Here is a 25914-nt window from a genome sequence, read left to right as displayed (position 1 = left end):
TATATTATCTTATTGAAAACCTTTTATCTATACATAAAAAACACAAAACTATTTTATCTTATTTGTGTAAAAGTACAAACCTTGATACAAGCCTTCTCGTACCATTTTGTTGTTTATTGCATTTAATACCTCCCACTTTTTAAGACTCCACATCGGTCCTATGAGTAAATTTCTAGGAGCATCCCCTGTAAGTCTGTGAACAACTATATCTTGGCGCAGCATCGCTATTGATGTACAAACTATATCTACATATTCTTCCTTGTCCATAAACTTAAACTTATTCTGTTCATATAAATTAGCTAAAGGAGTATCATAAAGTAAATGAAGCAAGTGAAATTTTACACCTTGGATATCAATTTGTGATATATATCTTACTGTGTCTAGCATATTTTCTCTATTTTCATAAGGCAGCCCAAATATAGTGTGAACTACAACATCTATATTTCTTTTTCTAAGCCTTTCTACTGCATCTTCAAAAACTCCCAAATCATAACCCCTGTTTATTATTTTTGCAGTTTCATCATTTACAGTTTGCAAACCCAATTCTACCCAGACATAAGTTTTTTTACTAAACTCTTCTATTAAATCAAGTACATCTTCTTCCAAACAATCTGGACGTGTAGCAATAGCAAGTCCAACTACTCCTTTCTGCTGAAGTGCCTCACTGTATTTTTGTCTAAGAATGCTGCAGGGTGCATAGGTATTGGTGTATGCCTGAAAGTAAGCTATATATTCTCCATTCTTCCACTTTTTATTCATCATAACTTTTATATCTTCAAACTGCTTTGATATGGAATAATTTCTGTTTCCGGCGAAATCACCAGAACCTCTCTCGCTGCAAAATATACATCCACCGCTGCTTATAGTGCCATCTCTATTAGGGCAAGAAAAGCCTGCATCCAGTGATATCTTAAAAACTTTTTCTCCAAACTTATTTCTTAGGAAATAGTTTAAATTGTAATAAGGCTTATCTCCCCACATATTTCTATTATTAACGTTATCCAACTTAGTTTACCTCCTCTAAAAAGCAACAATATAATTATACCACCTGTATTGCAAAAATTAAGGCGTTATTTATTGCACTAATAATTATTTCAGCTACAATTTATAAACACCAGGAACCTTAAATCAGAGTAGAGAGTAAAGAGTACAATGCTGAAGGAACGATTTAAAAAAGCCATAATAAATCTTAGATTTATATGACTTTTTTAACGTGACGAAGCATTGTTACTTCGCATTATTTTACTCATTTTGTCTTTCTACTTTTTGAGTTTTTATGTTCCATTTCCACATTCCTGCTAATTTCTTCACAGAATAGTCATTTGCATACTTATCCTTAGGAGAACTTTCAAATATAAGATTTTCATCATCAAACATATTTACTTTTAAATCAACTTTTTCCTTTTGAAACCTTTTTTCTATATTCTCTGATAAAGGTTTCCCAGTCTGTATAGCATATATTTTAAAATTAGTACCATCACCACTTTTATATTGAACAGCAATATTTTTTTCATCTCTTGAAAATGCCATTTTTTGTACTTCTGAATCCTTATATACATCAATAGCCGTCAAAGCTTGTGCGGATACCTTCAATGGCTGCAAATCATCTTGAGTACTTCCCATTCCTTCAATTTGACTCACACCACTGGTTCCACCTTGACCTCCGCCACCTCCTTGATCTGAGCCACCAGACTGCTGCTGCAAATCAGTTATTGGACATACTGCTACAAATGCATTTGCTCCCTGCGTAGATATGGCTATATTATCACCTGTATATGATAGATTTATATTTTTAAAACCATCTTTAGATACCTTTAACTTATCTATATTAGCAATATCGCTTTTTTGAAAATAATATTCTGGAATACCTCTTAAATTAATAAGAACATTGCTCATTGCCTCATCTCTTGCTCTTACCATCAAGCTTCTTTTATATATATATACTTCTTTCTCATTATTTGTCTCTATGCTATCTATAACATAAGCACCTTTTTCTTTTTTTACTTTAAAAGTATAAACATCTGTGCTGGAATATGGTGATGTTTCATCAACACTAATCACATTGGCCTTTATATTTGCCTTTGTTCCCATTTCAGTCGAATCCATAATCTTATATCCAGTTATCTTAAGGCTAGGTTCATTTTGCTTTTTAACCTTGCTTTTAAAATCCTTACTATACATATAATCCATACTTGTAAAATCATTTTTCATGTAATACTTAATATAACTCTCAACCAATTTATTGGCTTTTGTAATTTCAAATTCATTTACGTTTGTAATTTTATCTTTTTTCTTAACACATCCTGTGAGATTGAAGATAAAAAACAAAGATATAAAAAAACAAATTATTTTTTTCATATATACTGCCTCCAATATATATTTTTAAATTCCATTAATGACATAAATTTTTATCAATATTTCTTTAATTACGGTTATATTTTTATATATAGTTTGTCACAAAGTTTATAATCGTAATCATTATTTTCTTTTAAATCTATATACATATATAGAAACATTTTCTTTGGAGGATATATTGGGTTATGAACAGCCTAAAAAGTAATTTAAAAGTAATTTTCCAAATTGCAGCTGTCTTTATAGGTACAATCGTTGGAGCTGGACTAGCTTCTGGACAAGAAATCTCTCAATTTTTTACCATATACGGAAACAAAAGTTTTTTAGGTCTTGTAATATGTACATTACTATACATAGTTTTAGGAAATATAATAATAAAGTTAAGTAAAAATTTTAAGCTTAATTCCTATAAAGAACTGATAAGTCTTGTTAGTCCTGGAATATTAGGAAATATAATTACTATCATTGTAAGTTTTTTCATGCTTAGCAGTGCAGCTATAATTCTAGCCGGAAGCGGATCTTTATTAGCCGAATTTTTTAAAATTCCAAAACTATTTGGAACTATTATAATGATAACTTGTACTCTATTTGTTCTATTTAGAAATACTGCAGGAATTATTGAAATAAATTCAATAATAGTTCCTATATTAATTACAGTTATATCATTAGTATTTATACTCTATTTTCTATTTTCAAACAATATAGAGCCCATTCATGCCTCTCAATTTATTGTTTACAAAAAAAACTGGCTTATTTCTAGTATTCTATATTCAGCCTTCAATATACTATGTTGTTCTGGTGTTCTTGTACCTTTAAGTACAGAAAAAGAATACAGCAGTTTTATTCATTTAATTTTAGGCATAGCTTTAGGTTCTTTGGCACTTTTACTCATTTCTTCAATGATAAATCTAATGTTAATACTAAATTTGCCTTACACTTTAAAATATGAAATACCTTTGCTGTACATCTCAAGCAGGTTTGGCAAAATGATTCAATTCATACTCCTTATTACAATATGGTGTGAAATGCTGTCCACTGAAATTTCAGATATATATAGTATTGCCAAAAGCATAGAAAATAGTTTTTTAAAATTTTCATATAAAAAATCTATAATAATAGTAATAATCATTGCACTCCCTATTTCACAAATAGGTTTTAAAAATTTAATTTCAGTTTTATATCCTGCTTTTGGCGTCGTAAGTGTATTTTTTATGATACAATGTAGTTATTTCTATGTTAAGCATAAATAAAAATTTACTACCTATAAGCTTTAAATATGATAAATTTTTTAAGCATTTAAATTTGTCAATTATAGAGTAGAGAGCAAAGAGTAGAGTTTAAAGCTTTCATGTAGTTTACTATATACCATAAAAAGAGGAGTTGTTTTAAATTGACCGATTTACTTTCAGAATGTAACTTATGTCCTAGAAAGTGTGATGTTAATAGATTAGATGATAAATTAGGCTTTTGCTTATCGGGAAAAAACATAAAAATTTCAAGAGTTTCTCTTCATAACTGGGAAGAGCCTTGTATTTCTGGAACAAAAGGATCAGGCACCGTATTTTTTTCAAACTGTAACCTTAGATGTGTATTTTGCCAAAATCATACTATAAGTCAGGAAGGCTTTGGAAAAGAAGTTTCAATAGAAAGACTTAGCGAAATTTTTTTGGAACAGCAAGCAAGAGGTGCTCATAATATAAATCTTGTAACACCAACTCATTATGCTTATCAAATAATTAAAGCAATAAAATTATCAAAGAAAAATGGTTTATCAATACCTATTTTATATAATTCAAATGGATACGAAAATGTTGAAACACTAAAAATGCTCAAAGGCTATATAGACGTTTATCTTCCTGATTTGAAATACTTTAATGACAAGTATGCTATTAAATATTCAAAGGCACCAAATTATTTTAAAATAGCTTCTAAAGCTATAAACGAAATGGTATCTCAAGTTGGTACTCCTGTATTCGATGAGAACAACTTAATAAAAAAAGGCGTTATTATAAGGCATTTAATGCTTCCCGGTCTTCTTTTTGATTCAAAAAAAGTAATTGACTATATTTATAATACCTTTGGGGATTCCGTTTATATAAGCATAATGAATCAATATACGCCTATGTTTAATGCTGAAAAATATCCAGAAATAAATAAGCCACTTAACCCAAAACACTACGATGCACTTATAGATTACAGTTTATCTATTGGTGTTAAAAATGGCTTTATACAAGAAACAGGAACAAACTCAAAAGACTTTGTACCTGAGTTTGATCTCCGCGGATGTTAATTTGATCAAATTAAGTTAATACTACACGAACACAAGTGAAGGGTTTTAACTTGCTTCGCTTGCCAAAGATGAATTTTTCGGCTAAAGCCAAAAGTGAAGGTAATTTTTCCTACGTTTCTCTACGGAAAAATAAATAAATTAAAAATTTTCCGTAGAGAAACGTAGGAAAATCAACCTTCACTCTACTCTTTACTCTATATTTTATATTTTTTAAGGTCTCCCTTAAAGTTTTCTGCAATCTTTTTAAACTCATCTATACCCTCAGTAAGCTTTCCTATCTGAGACATATATTCTGTAACACTAGCACTTACCTCTTCTGAAGAAGCTGAATTTTCTTCTGATATAGCTGCAATGGCCTCTATATTTTCATAGATTTTTGATATTGAATTTGCTTCATTGTTTAACTTTTCAACAGTTTCAATCATTGAATCTGCAACTGACTTAGCTGAAGCATTTGCATCCTGGCTTAATTTTCTTACATTTTCTAAGTTTGAAGTTTCATTTTCAAGTACATCATATTGTGTTTCTATTTTTCCAACAAGTTCACCGATGTCAGTTACAAAGCTTTCAAGATTAGAGTTTATCTTTTGAACTGCGTCTTTGGTCTCTTCTGCAAGTTTTCTTACTTCTTCTGCTACAACTGAAAATCCTTTGCCCATTTCCCCTGCTCTTGCTGCCTCTATAGATGCATTAAGTGCTAAAAGATTTGTTTGATCTGATATTTCAGCTACTATAAGCACAATATTATTTATATCTTTAGCTTTGCTTGAAAGTTCTAAACCTTTGCTTTTTACTTCTTGGAATTTTGTAAGACTTTCAAGAATATTTTTACTTGTAGTATCAACACTCTTATAACTATTATTTATCTTATCTATTGTTTCCTCAAGCTGCCTCTTGTTTGTATTTTCATTTTCAACTACTTGATTTAATGATTCAATATTGCCGTTAAGAACTGTTACACTATCCTGAGTATTTTCAGCTTGACTTACAAATGATTCTGATACCTGTTCAACAACTGTGGATATTTGACCTGAAGTTTCTTTCATAGAATCAGATATGCCGCTAACATTGCCTACAAATGCATTCATTTCATCTGTTAATCCTTTAAAGCCAACAAAATTAGCAGTCATAGCTTTTATGTAATTTCCTAATTCATCATATAGCTGTTCCCAAAAATCACCGGTGACTATGTTACCATTAACAGTAAAATTATTATTTTTTAAGTCTTGTATAGTTTCGCTTATAATTTTTTTAGGCCCTGTCATAATTTCAGCAGCAACAAATGCTGATACTGAAGATATTAAAGCTGCTATAATTGCCTTTATGTAATTATTCAGCCCCATTATAGGAATAAACGTTACTATGGATACAATAAATGTAAATATTCCAACCTTAGCACCAAAACTTTTTATAAATCCAAATGATAAAAGTTTATTAAATCTAAAAGTTTTCTTATAGTAAATATCTTTATCAAAAGTTATTTTTATTTTTACAAAATCATCACCTTGCTCCAAGATATCGCATTTAATTTCCTCATTAAAAAATTTAGCGCTTCCTTTTAGCATTCCTTGAAGGTAGTCAAACATTCCGCGTTTTGATTTATACAAAAAAACTGCTTTTCTTTTTGATATTGGATTTATAGTTATTAAAGGTGGCTTCGCACCAGGAAACTTTTTTGTCATGACAACATGGACATCAAACATGGATTTTAAAAATGAAAACAAATTTTCATGCTCAAAGAAAGCAGGAAAGCTATCAAAAAAAGCATTTATATTATCTTCTCCTATGCTTTCCCATATTTCCTTTTTATCTTTATCAACCCTGCTAGATATAATTTCAATTAATTTATAAACCGTACTATCCTGTACATCCTCCATTGGAGAAAATATCTTGTCTCTTCCAAGTCCACACTCCTCAAGTGCATTCTTAGCAATATCTTCACCATACAGTTTTTTACATGTATTAACCCATGTACCAACTACAGTACCTTTCATTAAATTCCCCCCAATCAATTTCTTCTTACTTAAATTATACATATAATCACTTGTTTTTTGAAGCCTTTTATTTCCAAGTAAACGTTTCCTTCAAATAATTAATAATTTTTTTTATCTAATAATAAATCTCAAAAGCAAAGAGCAAAGTACAGAGTACAATGAAGGTTAATTTTCTACTACTGCACAAGATTTTTAAACTTAATGCTGCAGCCTGTTTATAAGTATGGCTAAATAATTACATTTGAAGATTTCCACAGTAAAACGAAGAAAAATCATCCTTCACTCTACCCTGTACTCTTAATATAAATTACTTGTAAGACCTTGTTAAATAGATTTTAAAACTTTCAATCAGTTTCCCCATAATATAATTAGTCTTCTGGATACTTCATAGTTGGTACACGACCGTTTCTATATATATACGGTGGGACAAAAATTTTTTCATGATATTCTTCAAGTTTTTCACTTCTTCTAAGTTCCCCTATTTTTGTAACTGCAACATATATATCTGAAATTCTATACCAAGTAGGATAATCAACAACGCCAATTGCAGGCATTGAAAATATCTTTTGAAATTGTGTTACTGCATTCTTAGTTGCTTCATTATAATATGCGCTAACTGCAACTTTAGGAATGGCTGGATAATTTACAGAAATCCTATTTAAATAGGTTTGAATGGTTCTTACCGGCTGCCCTGTTGATCCAATTTTCAAAACATATCCAGGATAAGATTCTGGTATTCCTGTTACCTTTTTAGCAGTAACAAACTGGACATCCGAGCCATAAAAGTTTCTAATTATTTCTGGAGCCTTTTTACCTTGATCACCTAAATACTTACTTCCCCATTGAGTGAGCCATCCAGGACAACTTACATTTTTGCCATCACAAAACTGAGTTAAAAGTGGCTGCTTTGCCCCAGGTCGTTTTATATAAGTTGAAAATATCTCATCGACTACGTTGCTAATGCTTTTATATATGTTTCTTCCATAATTAAAAGCCTGATCAAAAGCTGTTGAATTAGTTATTGTAAAATTCTTACCTTTGCCTCTATACCATTCTGTATACACTCTATTTAGAACAAAAGATATTATACAAAGCACGTTAGCTCTTATTGTGCTTTCTGGCCAGGTTGAAAATATCTCACAAGATGCAACATTTTTTATATAATCCATAAACCGTAATGTATAATTAGGTGCTGCCTCATCTGGTCCCCCAGTATGCACTACAATATACTGTGGAACAACAGGCTCTGGCAATACAACAAAACCACTTGGTGGAGGTGGCAGCGGCTTATTAGGATCTTCCGGTATCTTTGGAGGATACTTTCCAACCAATGTATTAGGTTTTATATCTATAATTTCTTCCTGCCTACTTTGCATAGGCGTTTGAGGTGTTAAATTACAATTTTGAATTGCTAAACTGTCTGGCATGATTTGACAGCCCTTTACAAATAATGTTTTAAAATTTGGCGCATCTACCCTTATGTCACAAAAACTATATGGCACTTTATCGGTTGGATTCATTGAATATTCTAAAGGCGGTGTAGTAAGTTCAACATTCCCTGTAAGTCCTGAGCTATCCGTATTTGCAACCTGCTGCTTTGTTGGTTTTGCAACGCCATCTGTTTGTGTTATAGTAACTTTAGCCTTATCTATAGGTACATAATTATCTCCTCTAAATACTTGTATTTGAAGTTGACCATTAGCCATTTATTTACATCCTTAATATTATTTATATTAATAGTATACACAGGTATCATATTATATGTCACATTACTTTTTTCGGATATCTTATAAATACACCTCTTGATATTCTTCCTCTTTGGCTTTGAAAAACGCCATTTAAATCTAAAATTCCATAGCCTATATCCCTATTAGGATATGTTTGCCCTGGCATTTGATATGCACCTCTTATAATATAGGTTCTAATTTCTGCCGCATGCATATTTCTATTATTTCCATCTACTATTCCCCATTGTAAAATTAGTGCTACTGCACCAGCTAAAACAGCAGAAGCCGCACTACTTCCACTTAAAGTTTGAGTGTTCCCTTCAGTTCCAACACATGGAACCTCATATCCTCCAGTAGCAACATCTGGTTTTATTCTGTCATCCCTTGTATACCCCCTACCTGACGCTGCCATAAGTGTTTTATTATCTTGATTATAATAACTGCAGGTTATTACTTGATTACTAGTCGATGGAAGAGTAAGTGTAGTATACTGAGATGGATTTAAAAATCTAGTGTCTTGCTCAATCAAAGGTCTTTGTGGTATCCATGCATCATATCTCCCATCAGTTATAACATCTCCTATAAGATTTAATTTCCATATACCAGGTTTTATATCTCCTATAAATATTCGTATTAATTCATCCCCTGTAAGAGATTCTGGAAAATAATATCTAACATTGATAGTGCTTCCTTCATAAACTAATTTATTTATGATATCTCCTTTTGACTTTGCTGGTATTTTTTCTATGATTTCTCCCGATGGAGATACAATGCTAATTGATAATTTATCTGGTTTATGTCCCCATATTTGAACTACTATTGAATTTTCATTATTAGCTACTTTAAGTTCAATTGTTTTTTGATCTCCAGTTTTAGCTATTGTCCCTGAAGTATGAGTATCAGCATCCCCTTCATTTCCTGTACCTGTAACAACTGCTACTCCTTTAATTTTAGATATTTCATCTATATACCTTTCAATAATTGAATTTCCATCATGTCCTCCCATATTAGCGCCTAGAGGTATATATATAACTAGTGGTTTATTAAGCTTTGAAGCTCTTTCAAATAAATATCTTATTGCTTGAATTAAATCGGTACTGCTAAACACTTGACACTTTGGATTTGTAACTCCTTCTCTAGCTAACGTGCTTGCTTTTGCAGTTTTAAGTTTTACAACCATAAAAGCACACTCTGGAGCTGCTCCTATATATTTTCCTCTTCCGCCTATTATACTTGCTGTACATGTACCATGGCCTATATCATCCTTCATTGGAACTTTACTGTATGGATCACCTTTATTTTTACTTAATTGTATAGCAGCATTCATATCCTCATAACTATATTCTGTGCCAAAATTAAATCCCTGTGGCTTATTTCCTGAAGTTCCTGTTTGATCCCATGCATTTAAAATTCTTGTAGTTCCATCTTCATTTATAAATTCCTCATTTAAATAATCTATGCCTGTATCTATTATTCCTGCTACAACTTCTCTTCCTGTAAGCATTAGGTATGGATTATTGTGAAATGAACTTATATTCGAGGTATCCAAAGGTGAAATTGCACATAATGTATACAGCACAGCTCTTTCTGCATACGTTATTTCAGTAACAGTGTTTAAAAGATCACTTATTTTATCTTGCCTAACAGTAATAACTGCATAATTATTACCAAGTGGAAATTGACATGCATAGTCTATCCTTGAAAATTCAGATGCTAAATCTCCTTCGTATTCAACTATAAAACTTTCGTAGTTTTCCGCAAGGTACAGTGCTCCGCAGTCAATCCTTGTAAGGCTTCTTTCACGTCTACTTCCAGAAGCTAATGCAAGACTTCTGCCCAAACACAAATTTCCATATCCAAAGGTTGGGTCTGGATACTTAACATCATTTCTATTTCTTGCTGAACCTTTTAACATATAATATTTCAGCCTATCGCCATACATGTATGGATCATTTTTAAGTACGATTCCCCACTGCATTAAAAGAGCTGATGCCCCAGATACTGAAGGTGTAGCCATAGAAGTTCCCGATAATTTATCATATCCACCACCCGGAATTGATGATTCTATTTTTTCACCAGGAGCCAATAAATCTGGTTTTGTAAAGCATCCTACTTGGCTTCCTCTTCCAGAAAAACTTGAAACAGCTCCAGTTAAATAATCATAGCTTCCAACAGTAAGTGCATTTTGAACAGTTCCTGGTATCCCTAAAGTATTATATACATCTGGTCTTAAAAATTTAGTTTGGGAGCTAAGCCCCTCTGATATGGGCATCCACATGTCATATCTATTTCCAATTCCAGAGGAAGTATATATAGTAATACTCCAGGTACCTGAAAGAAGATAATTGCCACTAGATATTAAGCTTATTAAAATTTCACCGTTCATGCTAAAAGGTTTTGGTCCACTATTATATATAAAGTAATTATCTGCCTGAAGCTTTCCATCTTTATATCCTTCCCTAACTTCAAAAACTCCCGTTGTATTTCCAGCAGGATTTTTCACTTCAATACTTATATCGGATATGAAGCTTTTATAAAGCTGCACTAATATATTTCTTTCTTCAGAAGCAACACTCATGGATATGGTCTGTCTATCTCTTAAAGTACCTCCAACATGATGAGCTCTATCTCCCTCATTTCCTGCTGCTATAACAAAGGTTATCCTTTCCAAATTGCATATAGTCTGTACATACTGTTCAAGAAGACTTGCTCCATCATGAGCTCCATCATTAGTGCTAAAACTAAGATTTATAACAAGAGGCAGGTTTTTTTCATTTGCTCTATCAACTAAAAATTTTACTCCCCTCATAAGTTGAGTACTCTTACCATAGTTTACCTTACCTTCTCCTGTCATTTTAACCATGGCTATTCTACTTTCATAGGCAACTCCATAATATCTTTCATTTATATTTCCATTACCACAAGCGATTCCAGCAACATGAGTTCCATGTCCTACGTCATCTCTTTCCGTGACTATAGTATAAGGATTTGGCGATGCTATAGCTTTATTTATATCATTATTATTCCACACTTTTCCTCCAGAACTTAAATCATAAATATAATCTATTCTGCTTTTTTTATTTTTATCTATAAAGGCTGGATGTGTATAATCTATTCCCGAATCTATAAAGCCAACAAGAACCCCACTGCCAGACAATTTATATACTTTCCATGCTTCATCTATGCAGCTAGCTCTATTGCTTTCTGAAAAACCCGTATACAAATTTTTAGGAAGCTCTGCATATTCTATTTGTGTTATTGTATTAACACTCTTAAGTTTATCTATTGGTATTGTTATTATCCCAAAGCTAAAACCTAAGTCTTCAAATGTTCCTCCAATGTTATTCACAGCTGAGTTCAATTTTGTTGGGTTATCCACATATTTTATTATTAATTCTACATTTTGTGGATTATTTTCATTTTTAAGCGAAAATAACTGGTTTCGTATTGGCGCAGGTACGTTTAAAAATAGGTCTAGAAAGGCATCATTATTTCTCACAACAACACTTCCTTAAAGTATTATAGATATACAACTTAAAAGGTTAAAATGACTAATACCAAATTTACCCTGCTAAACTGGAATTTATAAAGCAGAGTAGAAAGTAGAGAGTACAGAGAATGTACTCTTATGTTACATATATAATTTCTAGTTAAGCCAGTTTCACTATAATAAAATATATGAATTATAAATGAAAAAAAAGACTGTGCATAGGTACTTTTTTCAATACATATGCACAATCAATTTCTACTTTATTGCATACCCAATCAAATATAGCGCTGTCATTTTCTAACAGTTTAAAATCATTTATTTCTCTTCTCAAGTAAACTGAAATCCTTTGTAACGAGAAACTTCCAAGGCTCAAAACCAAAGGAATTAAGAGATAATCTTAGCACATAATGATATACTCTTTAAGTAGGCACATTATTGATATATAATATATATGATTGTATATAAGTATAAAATTTTATACCTGGATGTGATATTATGAGTAAAGATAAAAATATACGTATTTGCGTTGAATACGAACTTACTGAACTCGGCATGTCAATGGAAAAAATTGTTCAAGCTATGTATGATTGGTGAAAGATATATAAGGAGAATAATCTTATTACTTAAATTATAGTAAAAAAATAAGATTTCAGATAGTATTATAAATAAACCTTCTGAAATCTTAAATGAATTTTTAATAAGATTTTAGTTTTAATATAAATTATAGATTAAATTCAACCTTCTCTAACTTGCCTATAACTTTAATTTCCTTTATGTTTACAGTTTGTGTTTGAACATTTCCATTGTTACTTATTAAAAGTGCCTTAGTGTTATCTAATTTTTTAATTTGTCTTATAAATCTTTCTCCATTAAATTCCAAAAGGCATATTGAATTATTTTCAATTTCATGTATTATATGACCAAAGGCTATATCGTCCTTCATCATTCTAAATCCAGCCATATCATTATTTTCTATTTTAACAAAGAACACCTTATCGTGATTATAACCTTCAATTTTATTTGACACTACCGGAAGCTGCTTTGAACCAAGCTTTTTATTAAAATTATAATCATATATTGAAACTTCCTTCAATATTGAACTCATAGCATTTGTCCAAGTTTCATTAGCTTCAGTGCTTTTATTACTAAACGCAGTGTTTTTCTTCTCTTCTACTATTTCATCATTTAAGTCGTTCATGTTAATATCATTTATATCTTTTCCAAATACCTTTTTTATTCTTGCTATCAAGCTGTCATTTATAACTTTTTTTCCATTTTCTATTTCTTTAATAAAATTTTCATTTACTCCAAGCTTTTTTCCAAACTGCTTCTCACTAAGTTTAGCTTCTAATCTTATGTTCTTTACCTTTTCTCCTACTCTACTCATCTTATCATCCCTCTTACTTTGCGTTATATACATAATTTGCCTATAAGATTTAATTTAGTTAAAATATTTTTATTCCATTTAACTTTTTGTACAGAGTAGAAAGTAAGGAGTATTCACTCCACTTTTTACTCTCTACTGTGGTTTAAGGTTCTTAATATTTTCAAACTGCAAAAACTAAACAATTACTTATAACCGTTATCAATGTACCACTGTCTTTCTTCAATCATGTGTTCTATAAGATACTTTAATGACCAATTTTGAGAAACTGGTGTGACCTGTGCAAATATAGGTCTTTTATCTGATATGTCTTTTATAATTTGTATTCCCTTATCTATTTTTTTATCAGGAACATTATTAAACAGTACCAACTTTTCATCTGGCAATTTAACATCATAAGTTAAAATCTCAAGACCTTTTAATATATCACATATTTTCATTTGTGACATATTCTTATTTATTACCAATAAATCAGGCATCCTGTTTTTATGCAATAAATCTTTAATCTTTTGAATTTCTTCTTCAGTATAACCATATATTAGTATTTTACTGTTGTTCTCCATAAAGCCCCTTCTTTCTTTAATACATATTTTTTACTGGTGAATAGTTTCTTCATGCCATACTATATTTACCTCTAGGCTTTTAACTTTACTATCAAAATTTAATATTATACATCCACCTGGCAAAACAAAAATTCTTTGTTCTTTAAATATCTCTTTTCTATTAGATTTTACCACACAAAAATTTTTAATTTCAATACAATCATCGAAATTTTTAGTAAAACTACAACTTATATTTAAATCATCATTCTCAGCTTCATAGTTTTCTTCTCCTATGAGCACTTCTAGCTTATTATCATTATCACAAAGAATTACTTCAAGTTTTTCAATAATATATATTAAATTTCCATTTTTAGGATTCACAAATTTTAAAGAGTTATATAATTCATCATATGAAATTTTTATGGACTTTTCTTTTATTTCACTGTTATTTAAGTACATATTACACTCATTAACTTTTCCACAAGCAAAAACTTTCATTTTTTAAATCACCTTATTTCCATAGTTATATTATATAGTTTGTAGTTGAGCTAGTTTCACTATATACAAATAAACCTCTAATACTAATAATTTATTCAAACAACTATGTTATGGTGAAATAAAATTGAATGCTATGATTTAAATATGCTGCTATTTGCTAAGCAGCTTGTAACTCAATTCAACCATCTCATTATTAAGAGAATTAAATATTTCAATCGCTCCCTTTTCTTCTTTATTATTTAGTATATTACAAGATTGAAGTTTTCTTTTAAGCTGTTTTATAGTTCCTTCACTTCCATCTATAATTGGAATACTATCATTCACAACTTTAGAAATTTCCTCTTGAATAAATGGATAATGAGTGCATCCAAGTACAATAGCTGCAATTTTATCATTTTTGTATGCAGCCAATTTCGTTTCAATATAATTATTCACAATTGGTCCATCAAAATACCCATGCTCTATTATTTCCGCAAGCCCTGCGCAAGGTACTGGAATCATTTCAGCAGTATCCTCATATCTTTTCATCAAATTCATAAATTTATTTTCTTTTAAAGTTACAGGTGTAGCCATAACTATTACCTTTCCGTCTCTTTTAAGCTTTATTGCGGGTTTAAGTGCTGGCTCAATCCCTATAACTGGCATGTTTTTATATCTTTCCCTAAGATCATTTATTGCTGCACTTGTAGCAGTATTGCACGCAACGACAATTGCCTTAACTTGTCTATTTATAAGCTTCTCTGCAACTTCAAATGCTAATTTTTTTATTTCCTCAACACTCTTTTCTCCATACGGTGCATTTTTAGAATCTCCATAATATATAAAATCCTCATTGGGTAGCTGCTTAACCGCTTCTTTAAGAACACTTATACCACCAACACCAGAATCAAAAACACCTATTGGTTTATATTTATTTTCCAAGAATATCACCTCTAATAGAGTGAGACCACCGCAAATCTTAAACTATATATGCTTCAAAATCCAAAGCTTAAAAGAATTATGGTGCATATATAGTTTTCAGTTACACTGATTTCACTATAATTCATACCTCATAATTATACAACATATATCACCTTTTTCACTACATAATAATAACCTTTTTAATATTTTTGTTTCCATATATTGAAAACTATTCAATATTATATTAATATTAGTATATACATACTTTACTTACCTATTAAAATTAATTTAATTAGTCTTTATATGTACTAAAATCATGGCTTAAGCAGATAAATATATATAAATTCATAATAATTTTGTATAAATTAAGTCATTCTAGTCTATAATTTTTTAATAATATTTCGAATATTATATAAGTAATAGTTTAGTTACTAAGATAGGCAATAGATAAACCATTGAATGAGTAAACCTACAAACCCAACATATGGGAGGGATTAAATTGTATAGAAATACTAAAATCAAATACTTGAAAGTATTAATTATAAGCAATTACAATATAAACCAAGATTATCTAATAAAATTATTATCGCATATAAAATTTAATAATATGTACCTAGAAACCACCTCACTAAACCTAATAGAAGATTGTAAGGAATTTATAAATAGTAATCCTGATACTGCTTTAAGTATTATAGATTTAGATGATAATGATGATGTAAAGGCTTTCAGATTAGAACTGATTAATTATATAAGAAATGTACTAAAAAACAAGACAATGCGAATTATATTAAAAGGAACCTTTTCCAAAAAAGATGCTTCAACAACATACGCTTTAAAATACAATATTAATGGTTTTATAAATAACGAGGCGTTAGATAATGATTCAGTTACGGCTTGCATATTAACATGCCTTAGAAATTTTCAAGATTTATATACCATGAATAAAAACAGAAAGGGTCTTGAACAAATAATAAAATCATCGTCTACGCTTTTTAGGACTCAGTCTATGAAAAAACTTTCACTCATGGTATTAAATCAATTATCTTCCATAATATCCTCAAAAACATTGTCTTCTTTTATGTTAACTAAATCACAAAACAATTTTTACTTTCTCTGTGGAACTGGTAAATATGGTTCACATCTTATAACAAATAATATACCCTCAGATATTATTGAAAAGTTATACGATGCTGAAAACTTTAAAAAAAATAGATATTTTGATGATTACTTTATTATCTTTTTGGGAGAAGATGAAGCAAACCAGAACATAATTTATTTTGAAATTCCGCAGCCATTATCTTCAATTACAATTGATTTAATAGAAATATTTTGCACAAATATCTCCGCTGCTATAAATAATATGCATCTTAATCAAGAATTAGAAACAACTGAAAAAGAATTAATTTTTACTCTTGGTGAAATATCCGAAGCACGTTCAAGAGAAACAGGTCATCATGTAAAGCGTGTAGCAGAATATTCTAAAATTTTGGCTCTTAGCTATGGCTTGTCACACAAAGAAGCAGAACTAATACGTATGGCTTCTCCTATGCATGATGTTGGCAAGCTTGCAATACCGGATTCTATCCTTAACAAACCTGCAAAACTAACAAAGGAAGAATTTGAAATTATGAAAACCCATTCAAGAATAGGATATGAAATGTTAAAGAAATCCAATAAAAGACTAATGAAAAGTGCTTCAATTATCGCACTCGAACATCATGAAAAATACAATGGTACTGGCTATCCTTATGGACTATCTGGAGAAGACATTCACTTATATGGTAGAATAACTGCTGTAGCTGATGTATTTGATGCTCTTGGAAGTGACAGAGTTTATAAAAAGGCTTGGGAACTAAGCAAAATTATAAACTATTTCAAAGAAGAAAGCGGCCAGCACTTTGATCCTAAAATAGTTAAAATATTTTTTAAGAGTTTACATCAGATATTAGAAGTAAGAGACAAATTTCCTGATATTTAACTCTTTCACAACTAAAATTCCGTAGGTACGGAGGAATTTTTTACTTGAACTACCGTGTGGGAGAAGAAATAGTGCTGAAGAAATGATTTAAAAAAATTCTAATAAATCTTGATAAAAAAATCGTAAAATACTTAGATATTTCAATTGTCTCAGCATCTTTTCAGCGAGTATAAACATATACGAGGTTTGGGCTTTGCCCTTATCCTTCTATAACCCAAAGCAAGCACTATTTTAAAATAGCCACCAAGATTTATAGAATTTTTTTAATATTTCAAAGCACTATTTCTTCGCCATTTCTTTTGATTTTTCAGTGCATTTATCAACGGCTCCCATAATGGAGGCTCTAAAATTACTTTTTTCAAGATAATATACAGCTTCTATTGTAGTTCCTCCAGGAGAGCATACTTGATCTTTAAGTTCTCCTGGATGTTTCTTTGTTTCAAGTACCATTTTTGCCGCACCTAAAACAGACTGAGCTGCAATTTTATATGCCTTTTCCCTCGGCATTCCTTGAAGCACAGCACCATCTGCCATGGCTTCTATAAACATGTAAACGTAAGCCGGTGATGAACCACTAAGCCCAGTTATAACGTCCATTAATTTTTCATCTATAACCTCTGTTCTTCCAAAGCTATCAAACAATTCTCTTATCAAGTCAATTTCCTCATCGTGCACATTATCTGATGCACATAAAGCCGTCATGGCTTCGCCTACAAGCGCTGGAGTATTTGGCATAGTTCTTATTACTTTTACATCATCACTTTTGAAAAACAATCTTACCTTATCTATAGATATACCTGCTGCTATAGTAACAATTATTGCTCTTGGACTTACCTCTTCCTTTATTTCTTTAATAACATCTCCGTATTTATTTGGTTTCACTGATAAAATTAATATATCTGAATTTAAAGCAACTTTCTTATTATCCTTAGTTACATTTACACCGCATTCCCTTTTAATGTTTTTAAGCTTCTCTTCCGATGGATTGCTTACAATTATATTTTCAGGTGAAACTTTTTCCGATTTAACAATTCCCTTTATCATTGCCTGCGCCATGTTTCCGCATCCAATAAAACCTATTTTCTTATACATAGTTTATCACTCCTTGAAAATCATCAATTTTTTGTGCTATAATCTAAAAATAATATATACATGATTATACACCTACATAGAGTTTATATAAAACTTATTTTACAAATACATTTAAATAATAAAGGGGGCGTCAGTTATCTGAGGGCTAAAGATATAGCATCTAAAACTTAGAATTTATCTGTAATAAAATACTATCTTCTCAACATTTTATTGCACATAAATTTTCTTAGTTGAAGTAATATATCCTAACTATAGAATTATATTATTTCATAAAACAGTATAATTTATGCAGCCACTTACATAACTAATTTAAATGAACGATAGAGAAAATTATCTCGGCAGAGTACGTAAGGTAGTAATAAAAGTAGGCAGTTCAACTATAACACATCCAAATGGTCTCCTAAATCTATACAGAATAGAACACCTTGTAAGACAAATTTCGGATTTAAACAATAGAGGACTAGAAGTCGTTTTAGTAACCTCTGGAGCTATAGGGGCTGGTTTTAGGAAACTTGGTTTTAAAGAAAAACCCAAAAGTATTCCAGAAAATCAGGCTGCAGCTGCTGTTGGGCAAGGAATTTTAATGCATACATACGAAAAATTCTTTTCTGAATACGGTCAAACTGTAGCTCAAATTTTGATAAATAGAGAAGATATTTTTAATGAAGAACGATTTGAAAATGCTCAAAATACCTTTTCCGAACTTCTAAAAAAAAGCATCATTCCTATAGTAAACGAAAATGATGCCACAATAGTAGAAGAAATTAAATTTGGAGATAACGACACTTTATCAGCACATGTTGCCTCATTAATCGGCGCGGATCTCCTTATTTTACTATCAGACATTGATGGCTTATACAATTGCAATCCTAGAACTAATCCAGATGCAATTCTTATAAGCAAAGTAGACGAAATAACAACTGAAATAGAAGATTCTGCTGAGGGAGCAGGCTCTAATCTAGGAACTGGTGGAATGTTTACAAAAATTAAAGCTGCTAAAATTGCAACTGAAGCAGGTGCATCAATGATAATAGCTAACGGTGAAGCCCAAAATGTAATAGTAGATCTACTTAATTATAAGAATATAGGAACCTTATTTATTTCACATCATAATTAAAATGGGAGGAATTTAAATGGAATTAAAAGATCACATTATAAAAATGGCTTCCTTATCAAAGTTGTCAGCGAAAAAGCTATCTTATGCGGATACAAACACTAAAAACAAAGCTCTTTTAATGATGAGTGATGCTATCTTAAAAAACAAAGATTATCTAATATCTGAAAATGCAAAAGATATTAAATTGGCTAGAGAAACTGGACTTTCCGAATCTTTTATTGACAGATTAACTCTCACCGAAAAAAGAATAAATGAAATGGCTCAAGGTCTTAAAGATACAGCCACTCTTCCTGATCCTATTGGTGAAGTAGTAAAAATGTGGAAAAGACCTAATGGACTTCGAATAGGTCAAACAAGAGTTCCTATTGGAGTAATAGGCATAATTTATGAATCAAGACCAAATGTAACTGTTGATGCTGCTGCCTTATGCATAAAATCAGGAAATGCCGTTATACTTAAGGGTGGTAAGGAAGCTTTAAACTCCAATTTAGCAATTGCTAAAATCATAACTGAAGCAGCAACTAAGGCTGGTCTTCCTGAGGGAAGTATACAACTTATAGATGCTGGTGGCAGAGAAGCAGTAAACATATTAATGAAGTTAAATGATTATATAGATGTAATTATACCAAGGGGCGGCGGAAACCTCATAAAAAACGTTGTGCAAAATTCAACAGTTCCAGTTATACAAACAGGAGTTGGAAACTGCCATGTTTATGTGGATAAAGATGCTGATTTTTCAATGGCAGAAAACATAATTGTAAATGCAAAAGTACAGCGTCCTTCTACCTGCAATGCTATGGAAACTCTTCTAGTTCACAAGGATATTGCAAAGGAATTCTTACCTCGCATATGTGAAAAGTTAAATTCCTTCCATGTAGAAATAAGGGGTTGTGCTAAAACTAGTGAAATAGTTAAAACAGTTAAAATAGTACCTGCTTCAGACGAAGACTTCGCAACAGAATTTTCAGACTTAATCTTATCTATAAAAGTAGTTGACTCTATAGATGAAGCTATTGATCACATATTTAAATACGGTACAAAGCACTCAGAGGCAATAATAACAAATAATTATGCTAACTCTCAAAAGTTCTTAACTGAAGTTGATGCTGCTGCCGTTTATGTAAATGCTTCGACACGTTTCACCGACGGCGGACAATTTGGTTTTGGTGCAGAAATTGGAATAAGCAATCAAAAGCTTCATGCAAGGGGACCTATGGGACTTAACGAACTTACAACTCTTAAATATATTATATATGGGAACGGACAAATAAGGGAATAGGAGATAATTATGCAAAAGGTTAAACTTGGTCAAATGATTAGATTTCAAAGTGATCATTACATTTCACTAGAAAAAGGTGGAAAAATATTAGTAAAAAAAGGCGATACTGCAAGAGTCATAAAAAAAGTTGATGAAAAAACTGGTGAAATAATGTACCTTACAGGAGAAGCGAAAGGTAAATATCAAAACCTAATGCTGCAGGTAGAAGACGACTTAGATGCAGATGCTATTGCAAAGCAGATTTTAAATGACATTCAAAATGGTTAACTATAGATTTTAAGTTCATCCCTACAAACTGGAAGTTGTAAAGCAGAGTACAGAGTACAATGAAGGTGGATTTACCTTTTGCTTCGCTTAGGTAAATCTTATAACTTGATAGTGTCAGCTGCGCTGAACACTATATTTTAAGCGCTTTGCGCGTATTAAGTTTTAAGATTTTTCGAAGCATAGCGGAGAAAAATCATCCTTCACTGTACTCTGTACTTTGTACTCTGTGCTCTGAGTTAAATTCCAGTTTATCAATATAAATTTGGCATTAGTAATTTAATTATTTCAGCTTGCTTATCTATACTTAATTAAGCTTTTTATATATTTCTTTTACATCTTCTAAGCCCTGTATTATCTCTTTTTTCGAAAAATTACATTTAGAAAGCCTATCTTCACTCCAATTATTTATCTCTTCATAAAAAGATACTGCTGTCTTAAAATTTTCCTCTGATTTATTTGCTTCTATTGCTTCAAATATCATATCTTCCGCTTCATTAATTTTACCGTCACTTATGTATTTATTAACCATAAACTGAAGTAAATCATCCTCAGAAACCTTCACCTTGTGATTTACTTCATCGATACAATTACCTATAGCGTTTTTCTTTGAAAAAACAGCAACCATAAAATCTATAGTGGATTTTATTAATCTCAGTATATAATCATTTTCTTCATTCATGCAATTCCCGTTACCAAAACTATATAAAACTTTATAAGAAAATTATAAAACCTTACTATTTGTTTCTTTCCTACTTCATAATATCCCATTTTGCCAAGGCTACTTTGGTTTATATAACACTCCATAGGCTTTGCTACTTTCTCAGTAGTGGGGTATAACGAATCCCCAATTTAGAAAATCTTTAAAGTGATATTTCCAAACCATATTTTGCAAGATTATAGGCTGCATTTTTATCTTTATCAACTATAAAACCACAACTACATTTATATTTCATCTGATTTATAAATATGTTAAAACCTTGCTCTGCTATTGCCTTTGATAAATGCTTATTTTTCATCATACCAGTTACATTTAAATCCTCCATAACTACTCTAAAAGGTTTGGCTTTCACTATTTTAGAAGTAGCTTGATGTATATGATTTAATCTGATATGTGTTATTCTACTATGAAGTTTTTTAATCTTCTTTTCAAGTTTTGCAATGTTCTTAGTCTTTTGGTAACTCCCCCCTTTTTTATTTAATAAATATTTTGTGTTTGAACTTCAATGCCTACTGAAAGTACCCAAACTCTACCGTTAAAACTTACTCTAGGATTGTTAAACTTTTTTATAATAGTTAAATCTATATTATAATCTGCTTTGTATTTAACTTTTCCTATCTTTTCAAGATTAGCAAAATCATTTTTAAAATGCATTCTATCGTATACTCTATAAAAACTTAACCTTGATTTTTTCTTGCTTTTGAATTTAGGAAATCTACTTCCATTAAAGAAATTTTTATAAGCCTTCTCTAAATCTCTAATGCTTTCTTTAAGAGTTGCATTTGATACTTCATAAAGCCATTTAAAATCATCTGTATTCTTTAATACAGTTAATTCTTCACCTAACTCTGTGGTAGATAGCTTCTTTTTGGTATTTTTATAGTATTTGATTTGCTTATCTAAAGCCCAGTTATAAATAAATCGCATTGAACCAATGTGTTTATACATCAGAATTTCTTGTTCTTGAGTTGGATATAATCTAATGTTTAATGCTTTTATCATTGATATTCACCTCTCTTTCTAAAGATAAAACACCTTGAAACTTGAAATTTATTTGTACCAAAATACCAGTGTCTAAATTATTAGATAAAGCTATTGAGCATTTTCTAAAGTCTACTAGAAAATAGTAGGCTTTTATACTGTTTTATAAAGTCTTGTTAACTGCTGTTTTGCCTCCATAAATTATCCCATACAATGCAATAACATAAGTTGTCCATATAATTGCCTCAGAATAAGGTACTTTTATTGCATAACTCATGCCTATGAAGCTGTCAGAAATAATAAAAAACACCGCTCCAACTGCTGTTTTTAAATATTTTTTCTGATTTTTACATAAAGCTGCCGCCAATGAAGCCATGGTTGTTAGGCATATCCCATAAACAAAAATACCAATTTGTAAACCACCATTATTCTGCATATATCTAAGCTTTAATATCCATAGTACTATTAAAATGGCATAATAAAATACTGCACTTATAAAAAATTCTCTATTAAAAACAATACCATTTTGAGCTCTTATAGTTTTTATATAACCTATTATAAAAATTATATGTGCAATTGCAAACATGCTTCCACCAACCATAAAACCGCCATTAATGAAACCCGCAATTGTTATGTCTCCTAAAAAGCAAAATAGCATTCCCCAAAATATAAATTTACTGTACACACTTTTTCTTTTAAAAAAAATATATAACGCTGTTATTAAAAAAGTTATACTTATTAATATAACTATATACTTATTCATGTGTTTCCCTTGGCCCAATATTATTCCAACTATAAGCACTAATATTTGAAATATGAATACTAAGCTAATCCTATGATTTTTTAATTTTAACGTCAAAAACATAAATATCACTATCCTAAAAAATTTAAATAAATTGTAACATATAATCCAGTAACATACAATTTAATTATAAATAAATATGTTGTTAAGGATATATCCTTATGCTAAACTATCCTTATATTATACTAAATAGTAAAAATGTAGTTCAACCAGACATCTCCGTTATATGTGATAAAAATAATTTAACTGATAAAGGCTGCACTGGCTCACCAGATATGATTATTGAAGTCGTGTCACCCTTTAATCTTGCTAGTGATTATATAAGAAAATTAAACCTATATGACCAATATAAAATACGCGAATACTGGATAGTAAATCCAATGAAAGAAACTGTATTAGTTTATAGACTTGATAATGGTACAAATCAGTATGCAGCACCTGAAAGTTATACCTTTAAAGACAAGATAAAAGTTGGAATATACGATAATTTAGAAATTGATTTTAATGAATCAGCCTTAATATAAATGTACACTATGTAAATAATACGAACTAAAAATAGAGTACAGGTGACAGAGTACAAAGTACAATGAAGGATGCTATTTCAATATAGGATTTATATATAATGAACTGTACAAATTTTTTCCTTGCACTACCGTGAGAGCGAAGTAACAATGCTGAAGGAACGGTTTAAAAAAATCCTAATAAATCTTAGTGAAAAAATCATAAAATACTTAGATATTTCAATCTGCTTGAGCATTTTTTCAGCGAGTAAACATACACGAGGTTTGGGCTTTGCCAATTATCCTTCTATGCCTCAAGCAAGCACTCGCTTAGAATCACCACTTTAGATTTATAGGATTTTTTTAATGTGACGAAGCATTGTTACTTCGCATTGTGTTTAAAATTCAGCGCTTCCTGTAGTTCTTGGGAAAGGAATAACATCTCTTATATTTGACATACCTGTAAGATACATTATCATTCTTTCAAAACCAAGTCCATAACCTGCATGCTTAGTTTCTCCATATTTTCTAAGCTCCAAGTACCACCAGTAATCTTCTTTCTTAAGTCCTAACTCTTCCATTCTCTTTTCAAGAACATCAAGTCTTTCTTCTCTTTGGCTTCCACCTATTATTTCTCCTATTCCAGGAACGAGAAGATCTGCTGCTGCTACTGTTTTATTATCATCATTCATTCTCATATAAAATGCTTTTATATCCTTTGGATAATCAGTTACGAATATTGGCTTTTTAAATATCTTTTCAGTTAAATACCTTTCATGCTCTGTTTGAAGATCTATACCCCATTCAACAGGATATTCAAATTGTTCTCCAGACTTTTTTAGTATATCAACAGCTTCAGTATATGTAACTCTTCCAAAATTATTGTTTATAACATTGTGAAGTCTTTCAAAAAGTTCCTTATCAATAAACTTATTAAAGAATTCCATTTCTTCAGGTGCTTTTTCCATAACATAATTTATTATGTACTTAACCATTTCTTCTGCAACATCCATATAATCCTTTAATTCTGCAAAAGCCATTTCAGGTTCTATCATCCAGAATTCTGCCGCATGTCTTGCAGTATTTGAATTTTCTGCTCTAAATGTTGGACCGAAAGTATATACATCTCTAAAAGCAAGTGCAAAAGTTTCAGCAGATAACTGACCACTTACAGTAAGATTTGTTTTCTTTCCAAAGAAATCCTTTGAATAATCTATTTCTCCCTTGTCATTCTTAGGCACATCATTTAAATTCAATGTTGTAACCTGAAACATTTCTCCAGCACCTTCCGCATCGCTGGCAGTCAAAAGGGGAGTATTTACATATACGAAATCTCTATCTTGAAAAAACTTATGTATTGCATAAGCAGCTAGTGAACGTACTCTAAATACTGCTGAAAATGTGTTACTTCTTGGTCTTAAATGTGCAATTGTTCTTAAATATTCTAAAGTATGTCTTTTTTTCTGAAGAGGATAATCATTATTTGAATTACCTAAAAGTTCAACTTTAGATGCATGAATTTCAAAGTCTTGCTTTGCATCTGGAGTAAGCACGAATTCTCCTTGTATGTACACAGTAGAGCTTATAATAAATTTCGAAACTTCCTTAAAATTTTCAAGTTTATCATCAAAAACCACTTGAATGTTTTTAAAAAAACTTCCATCGTTTATTTCCATGAATCCAAAGGACTTAGATGCTCTTATAGTTTTAACCCATCCAGAAATTTCAATATTTTTTCCTGAATAAGTTTCCGGTGATTTATAAATTTCTTTTACAATTAAGTTTTTCATTGCATTTCCTCCAATTTAATGTATATATAAATTTTCATCAAAATTTTTTAATCCATATAGTCTAATTTTATTACACGAATTATAATATCACAACCGTATCGTATGTCAACTCAATTATAAATGAAAACCTTATTTTATAATTAATGTAATTTTTTACTTTATAGTAAAGTATACTTATATAGGAGAAATTTTTTTGTTTTAGAAAGGAGTTTT

23 protein-coding genes and 1 pseudogene are annotated in these 25914 nt (G+C 30.6%); 9 read left to right on the top strand and 15 right to left on the bottom strand.

Annotated features, from left to right (window positions below):
• Positions 1-48: 48 nt before the first annotated feature.
• Together LQK79_RS16395 and LQK79_RS16390 are read right to left on the bottom strand one after the other, a co-directional pair.
• On the bottom strand, positions 49-981 hold the full coding sequence (locus tag LQK79_RS16395; RefSeq protein WP_053243277.1) for a TIGR01212 family radical SAM protein: 933 nt from the start codon (positions 979-981) through the stop codon (positions 49-51).
• Between the two features lie 261 nt (positions 982-1242).
• On the bottom strand, positions 1243-2358 hold the full coding sequence (locus tag LQK79_RS16390; protein WP_053241310.1) for a hypothetical protein: 1116 nt from the start codon (positions 2356-2358) through the stop codon (positions 1243-1245).
• 182 nt (positions 2359-2540) lie between these two features.
• Here LQK79_RS16390 and LQK79_RS16385 point away from each other — a divergent pair, with 182 nt between their 5' ends.
• Positions 2541-3602, top strand: coding sequence for a YkvI family membrane protein (locus tag LQK79_RS16385; protein ID WP_053241309.1), 1062 nt, complete (start codon positions 2541-2543; stop codon positions 3600-3602).
• Positions 3603-3742: 140 nt separating this feature from the next.
• On the top strand, positions 3743-4642 hold the full coding sequence (locus tag LQK79_RS16380; RefSeq protein WP_231017210.1) for a radical SAM protein: 900 nt from the start codon (positions 3743-3745) through the stop codon (positions 4640-4642).
• Positions 4643-4836: 194 nt separating this feature from the next.
• Here LQK79_RS16380 and LQK79_RS16375 read toward each other — a convergent pair whose 3' ends face one another.
• The 3 genes from LQK79_RS16375 to LQK79_RS21100 all read right to left on the bottom strand — a co-directional run bounded on the left by LQK79_RS16375 (position 4837) and on the right by LQK79_RS21100 (position 11862).
• A complete protein-coding gene (locus tag LQK79_RS16375) occupies positions 4837-6636 on the bottom strand; it encodes a heme NO-binding domain-containing protein (protein ID WP_053241308.1) in 1800 nt (599 codons plus the stop codon).
• 368 nt (positions 6637-7004) lie between these two features.
• Positions 7005-8342 (bottom strand): peptidoglycan-binding domain-containing protein, encoded by a 1338-nt coding sequence (locus LQK79_RS16370; RefSeq protein ID WP_053241307.1) that lies wholly within the window; start codon positions 8340-8342, stop codon positions 7005-7007.
• A 58-nt stretch (positions 8343-8400) separates the two neighbouring features.
• Complete coding sequence (locus LQK79_RS21100) at positions 8401-11862, bottom strand: S8 family peptidase (protein WP_198149938.1); 3462 nt, start codon at positions 11860-11862, stop codon at positions 8401-8403.
• Positions 11863-12348: 486 nt separating this feature from the next.
• Here LQK79_RS21100 and LQK79_RS16350 point away from each other — a divergent pair, with 486 nt between their 5' ends.
• Positions 12349-12447 (top strand): winged helix-turn-helix transcriptional regulator, encoded by a 99-nt coding sequence (locus tag LQK79_RS16350; protein ID WP_157055662.1) that lies wholly within the window; start codon positions 12349-12351, stop codon positions 12445-12447.
• Between the two features lie 127 nt (positions 12448-12574).
• On the opposite strand, the gene LQK79_RS16345 is transcribed toward LQK79_RS16350, so the two are convergent.
• The 4 genes from LQK79_RS16345 to murI all read right to left on the bottom strand — a co-directional run bounded on the left by LQK79_RS16345 (position 12575) and on the right by murI (position 15198).
• Positions 12575-13240, bottom strand: coding sequence for an XRE family transcriptional regulator (locus LQK79_RS16345; RefSeq protein WP_053241306.1), 666 nt, complete (start codon positions 13238-13240; stop codon positions 12575-12577).
• Positions 13241-13422: 182 nt separating this feature from the next.
• The gene (locus LQK79_RS16340; protein ID WP_053241305.1) at positions 13423-13800 is read right to left on the bottom strand and encodes a DUF3783 domain-containing protein; all 378 of its coding nucleotides are present in this window, start codon (positions 13798-13800) and stop codon (positions 13423-13425) included.
• Positions 13801-13830: 30 nt separating this feature from the next.
• Positions 13831-14277 carry a hypothetical protein gene (locus LQK79_RS16335; protein ID WP_231017209.1) on the bottom strand — a complete coding sequence of 149 codons (447 nt, stop codon included), beginning with the start codon at positions 14275-14277 and terminating at the stop codon, positions 13831-13833.
• 150 nt (positions 14278-14427) lie between these two features.
• Positions 14428-15198 (bottom strand): glutamate racemase, encoded by a 771-nt coding sequence (murI, locus tag LQK79_RS16330; RefSeq protein WP_053241303.1) that lies wholly within the window; start codon positions 15196-15198, stop codon positions 14428-14430.
• 478 nt (positions 15199-15676) lie between these two features.
• Between murI and LQK79_RS16325 the strand changes: the two genes are divergently transcribed.
• Positions 15677-17155, top strand: a complete 1479-nt coding sequence (locus LQK79_RS16325; RefSeq protein ID WP_053241302.1) for a DUF3369 domain-containing protein — start codon at positions 15677-15679, stop codon at positions 17153-17155.
• A gap of 279 nt (positions 17156-17434) precedes the next feature.
• On the opposite strand, the gene proC is transcribed toward LQK79_RS16325, so the two are convergent.
• Positions 17435-18247, bottom strand: a complete 813-nt coding sequence (gene proC, locus LQK79_RS16320; RefSeq protein ID WP_231017208.1) for a pyrroline-5-carboxylate reductase — start codon at positions 18245-18247, stop codon at positions 17435-17437.
• Positions 18248-18560: 313 nt separating this feature from the next.
• On the opposite strand from proC, the gene proB reads away from it, so the two are divergent.
• From proB to LQK79_RS16305, 3 genes are read left to right on the top strand one after another with little or no spacing between them, the layout of a single operon-like run.
• The gene (gene proB, locus LQK79_RS16315; RefSeq protein WP_053241301.1) at positions 18561-19364 is read left to right on the top strand and encodes a glutamate 5-kinase; all 804 of its coding nucleotides are present in this window, start codon (positions 18561-18563) and stop codon (positions 19362-19364) included.
• 16 nt (positions 19365-19380) lie between these two features.
• Positions 19381-20643 (top strand): glutamate-5-semialdehyde dehydrogenase, encoded by a 1263-nt coding sequence (locus LQK79_RS16310; RefSeq protein WP_053241300.1) that lies wholly within the window; start codon positions 19381-19383, stop codon positions 20641-20643.
• Positions 20644-20652: 9 nt separating this feature from the next.
• Positions 20653-20910 (top strand): hypothetical protein, encoded by a 258-nt coding sequence (locus tag LQK79_RS16305; RefSeq protein ID WP_053241299.1) that lies wholly within the window; start codon positions 20653-20655, stop codon positions 20908-20910.
• Between the two features lie 304 nt (positions 20911-21214).
• Here LQK79_RS16305 and LQK79_RS16300 read toward each other — a convergent pair whose 3' ends face one another.
• The 3 genes and pseudogenes from LQK79_RS16300 to LQK79_RS16295 form a co-directional block, all read right to left on the bottom strand.
• Positions 21215-21589 (bottom strand): DUF6483 family protein, encoded by a 375-nt coding sequence (locus LQK79_RS16300; protein ID WP_231017207.1) that lies wholly within the window; start codon positions 21587-21589, stop codon positions 21215-21217.
• Positions 21586-21714: a hypothetical protein gene (locus LQK79_RS20945; RefSeq protein WP_269144183.1), complete on the bottom strand. Its 129-nt coding sequence runs from the start codon at positions 21712-21714 to the stop codon at positions 21586-21588. Before LQK79_RS20945 ends, LQK79_RS16300 begins: the two co-directional genes overlap by 4 nt.
• A 56-nt stretch (positions 21715-21770) precedes the next feature.
• Positions 21771-22630: pseudogene (locus LQK79_RS16295) on the bottom strand (RNA-guided endonuclease InsQ/TnpB family protein).
• A 41-nt stretch (positions 22631-22671) separates the two neighbouring features.
• Between LQK79_RS16295 and LQK79_RS21225 the strand changes: the two are divergent.
• Positions 22672-22755 carry a ribbon-helix-helix domain-containing protein gene (locus LQK79_RS21225; RefSeq protein WP_084757221.1) on the top strand — a complete coding sequence of 28 codons (84 nt, stop codon included), beginning with the start codon at positions 22672-22674 and terminating at the stop codon, positions 22753-22755.
• Positions 22756-22772: 17 nt separating this feature from the next.
• On the opposite strand, the gene LQK79_RS16290 is transcribed toward LQK79_RS21225, so the two are convergent.
• Positions 22773-23372 carry a lysoplasmalogenase family protein gene (locus tag LQK79_RS16290; protein WP_231017206.1) on the bottom strand — a complete coding sequence of 200 codons (600 nt, stop codon included), beginning with the start codon at positions 23370-23372 and terminating at the stop codon, positions 22773-22775.
• A gap of 200 nt (positions 23373-23572) precedes the next feature.
• Here LQK79_RS16290 and LQK79_RS16285 point away from each other — a divergent pair, with 200 nt between their 5' ends.
• Positions 23573-23935 carry a Uma2 family endonuclease gene (locus tag LQK79_RS16285; RefSeq protein WP_331000761.1) on the top strand — a complete coding sequence of 121 codons (363 nt, stop codon included), beginning with the start codon at positions 23573-23575 and terminating at the stop codon, positions 23933-23935.
• 374 nt (positions 23936-24309) lie between these two features.
• Here LQK79_RS16285 and asnS read toward each other — a convergent pair whose 3' ends face one another.
• Complete coding sequence (asnS, locus tag LQK79_RS16280) at positions 24310-25701, bottom strand: asparagine--tRNA ligase (protein ID WP_053242969.1); 1392 nt, start codon at positions 25699-25701, stop codon at positions 24310-24312.
• Between the last annotated feature and the right edge of the window lie 213 nt (positions 25702-25914).

This window comes from Clostridium guangxiense, from assembly GCF_021043395.1.
In the GTDB taxonomy this organism is placed as follows: Bacteria; Bacillota; Clostridia; order Clostridiales; family Clostridiaceae; genus Clostridium_S; species Clostridium_S guangxiense.
This window is presented reverse-complemented; position numbering and strand designations above follow the sequence as displayed.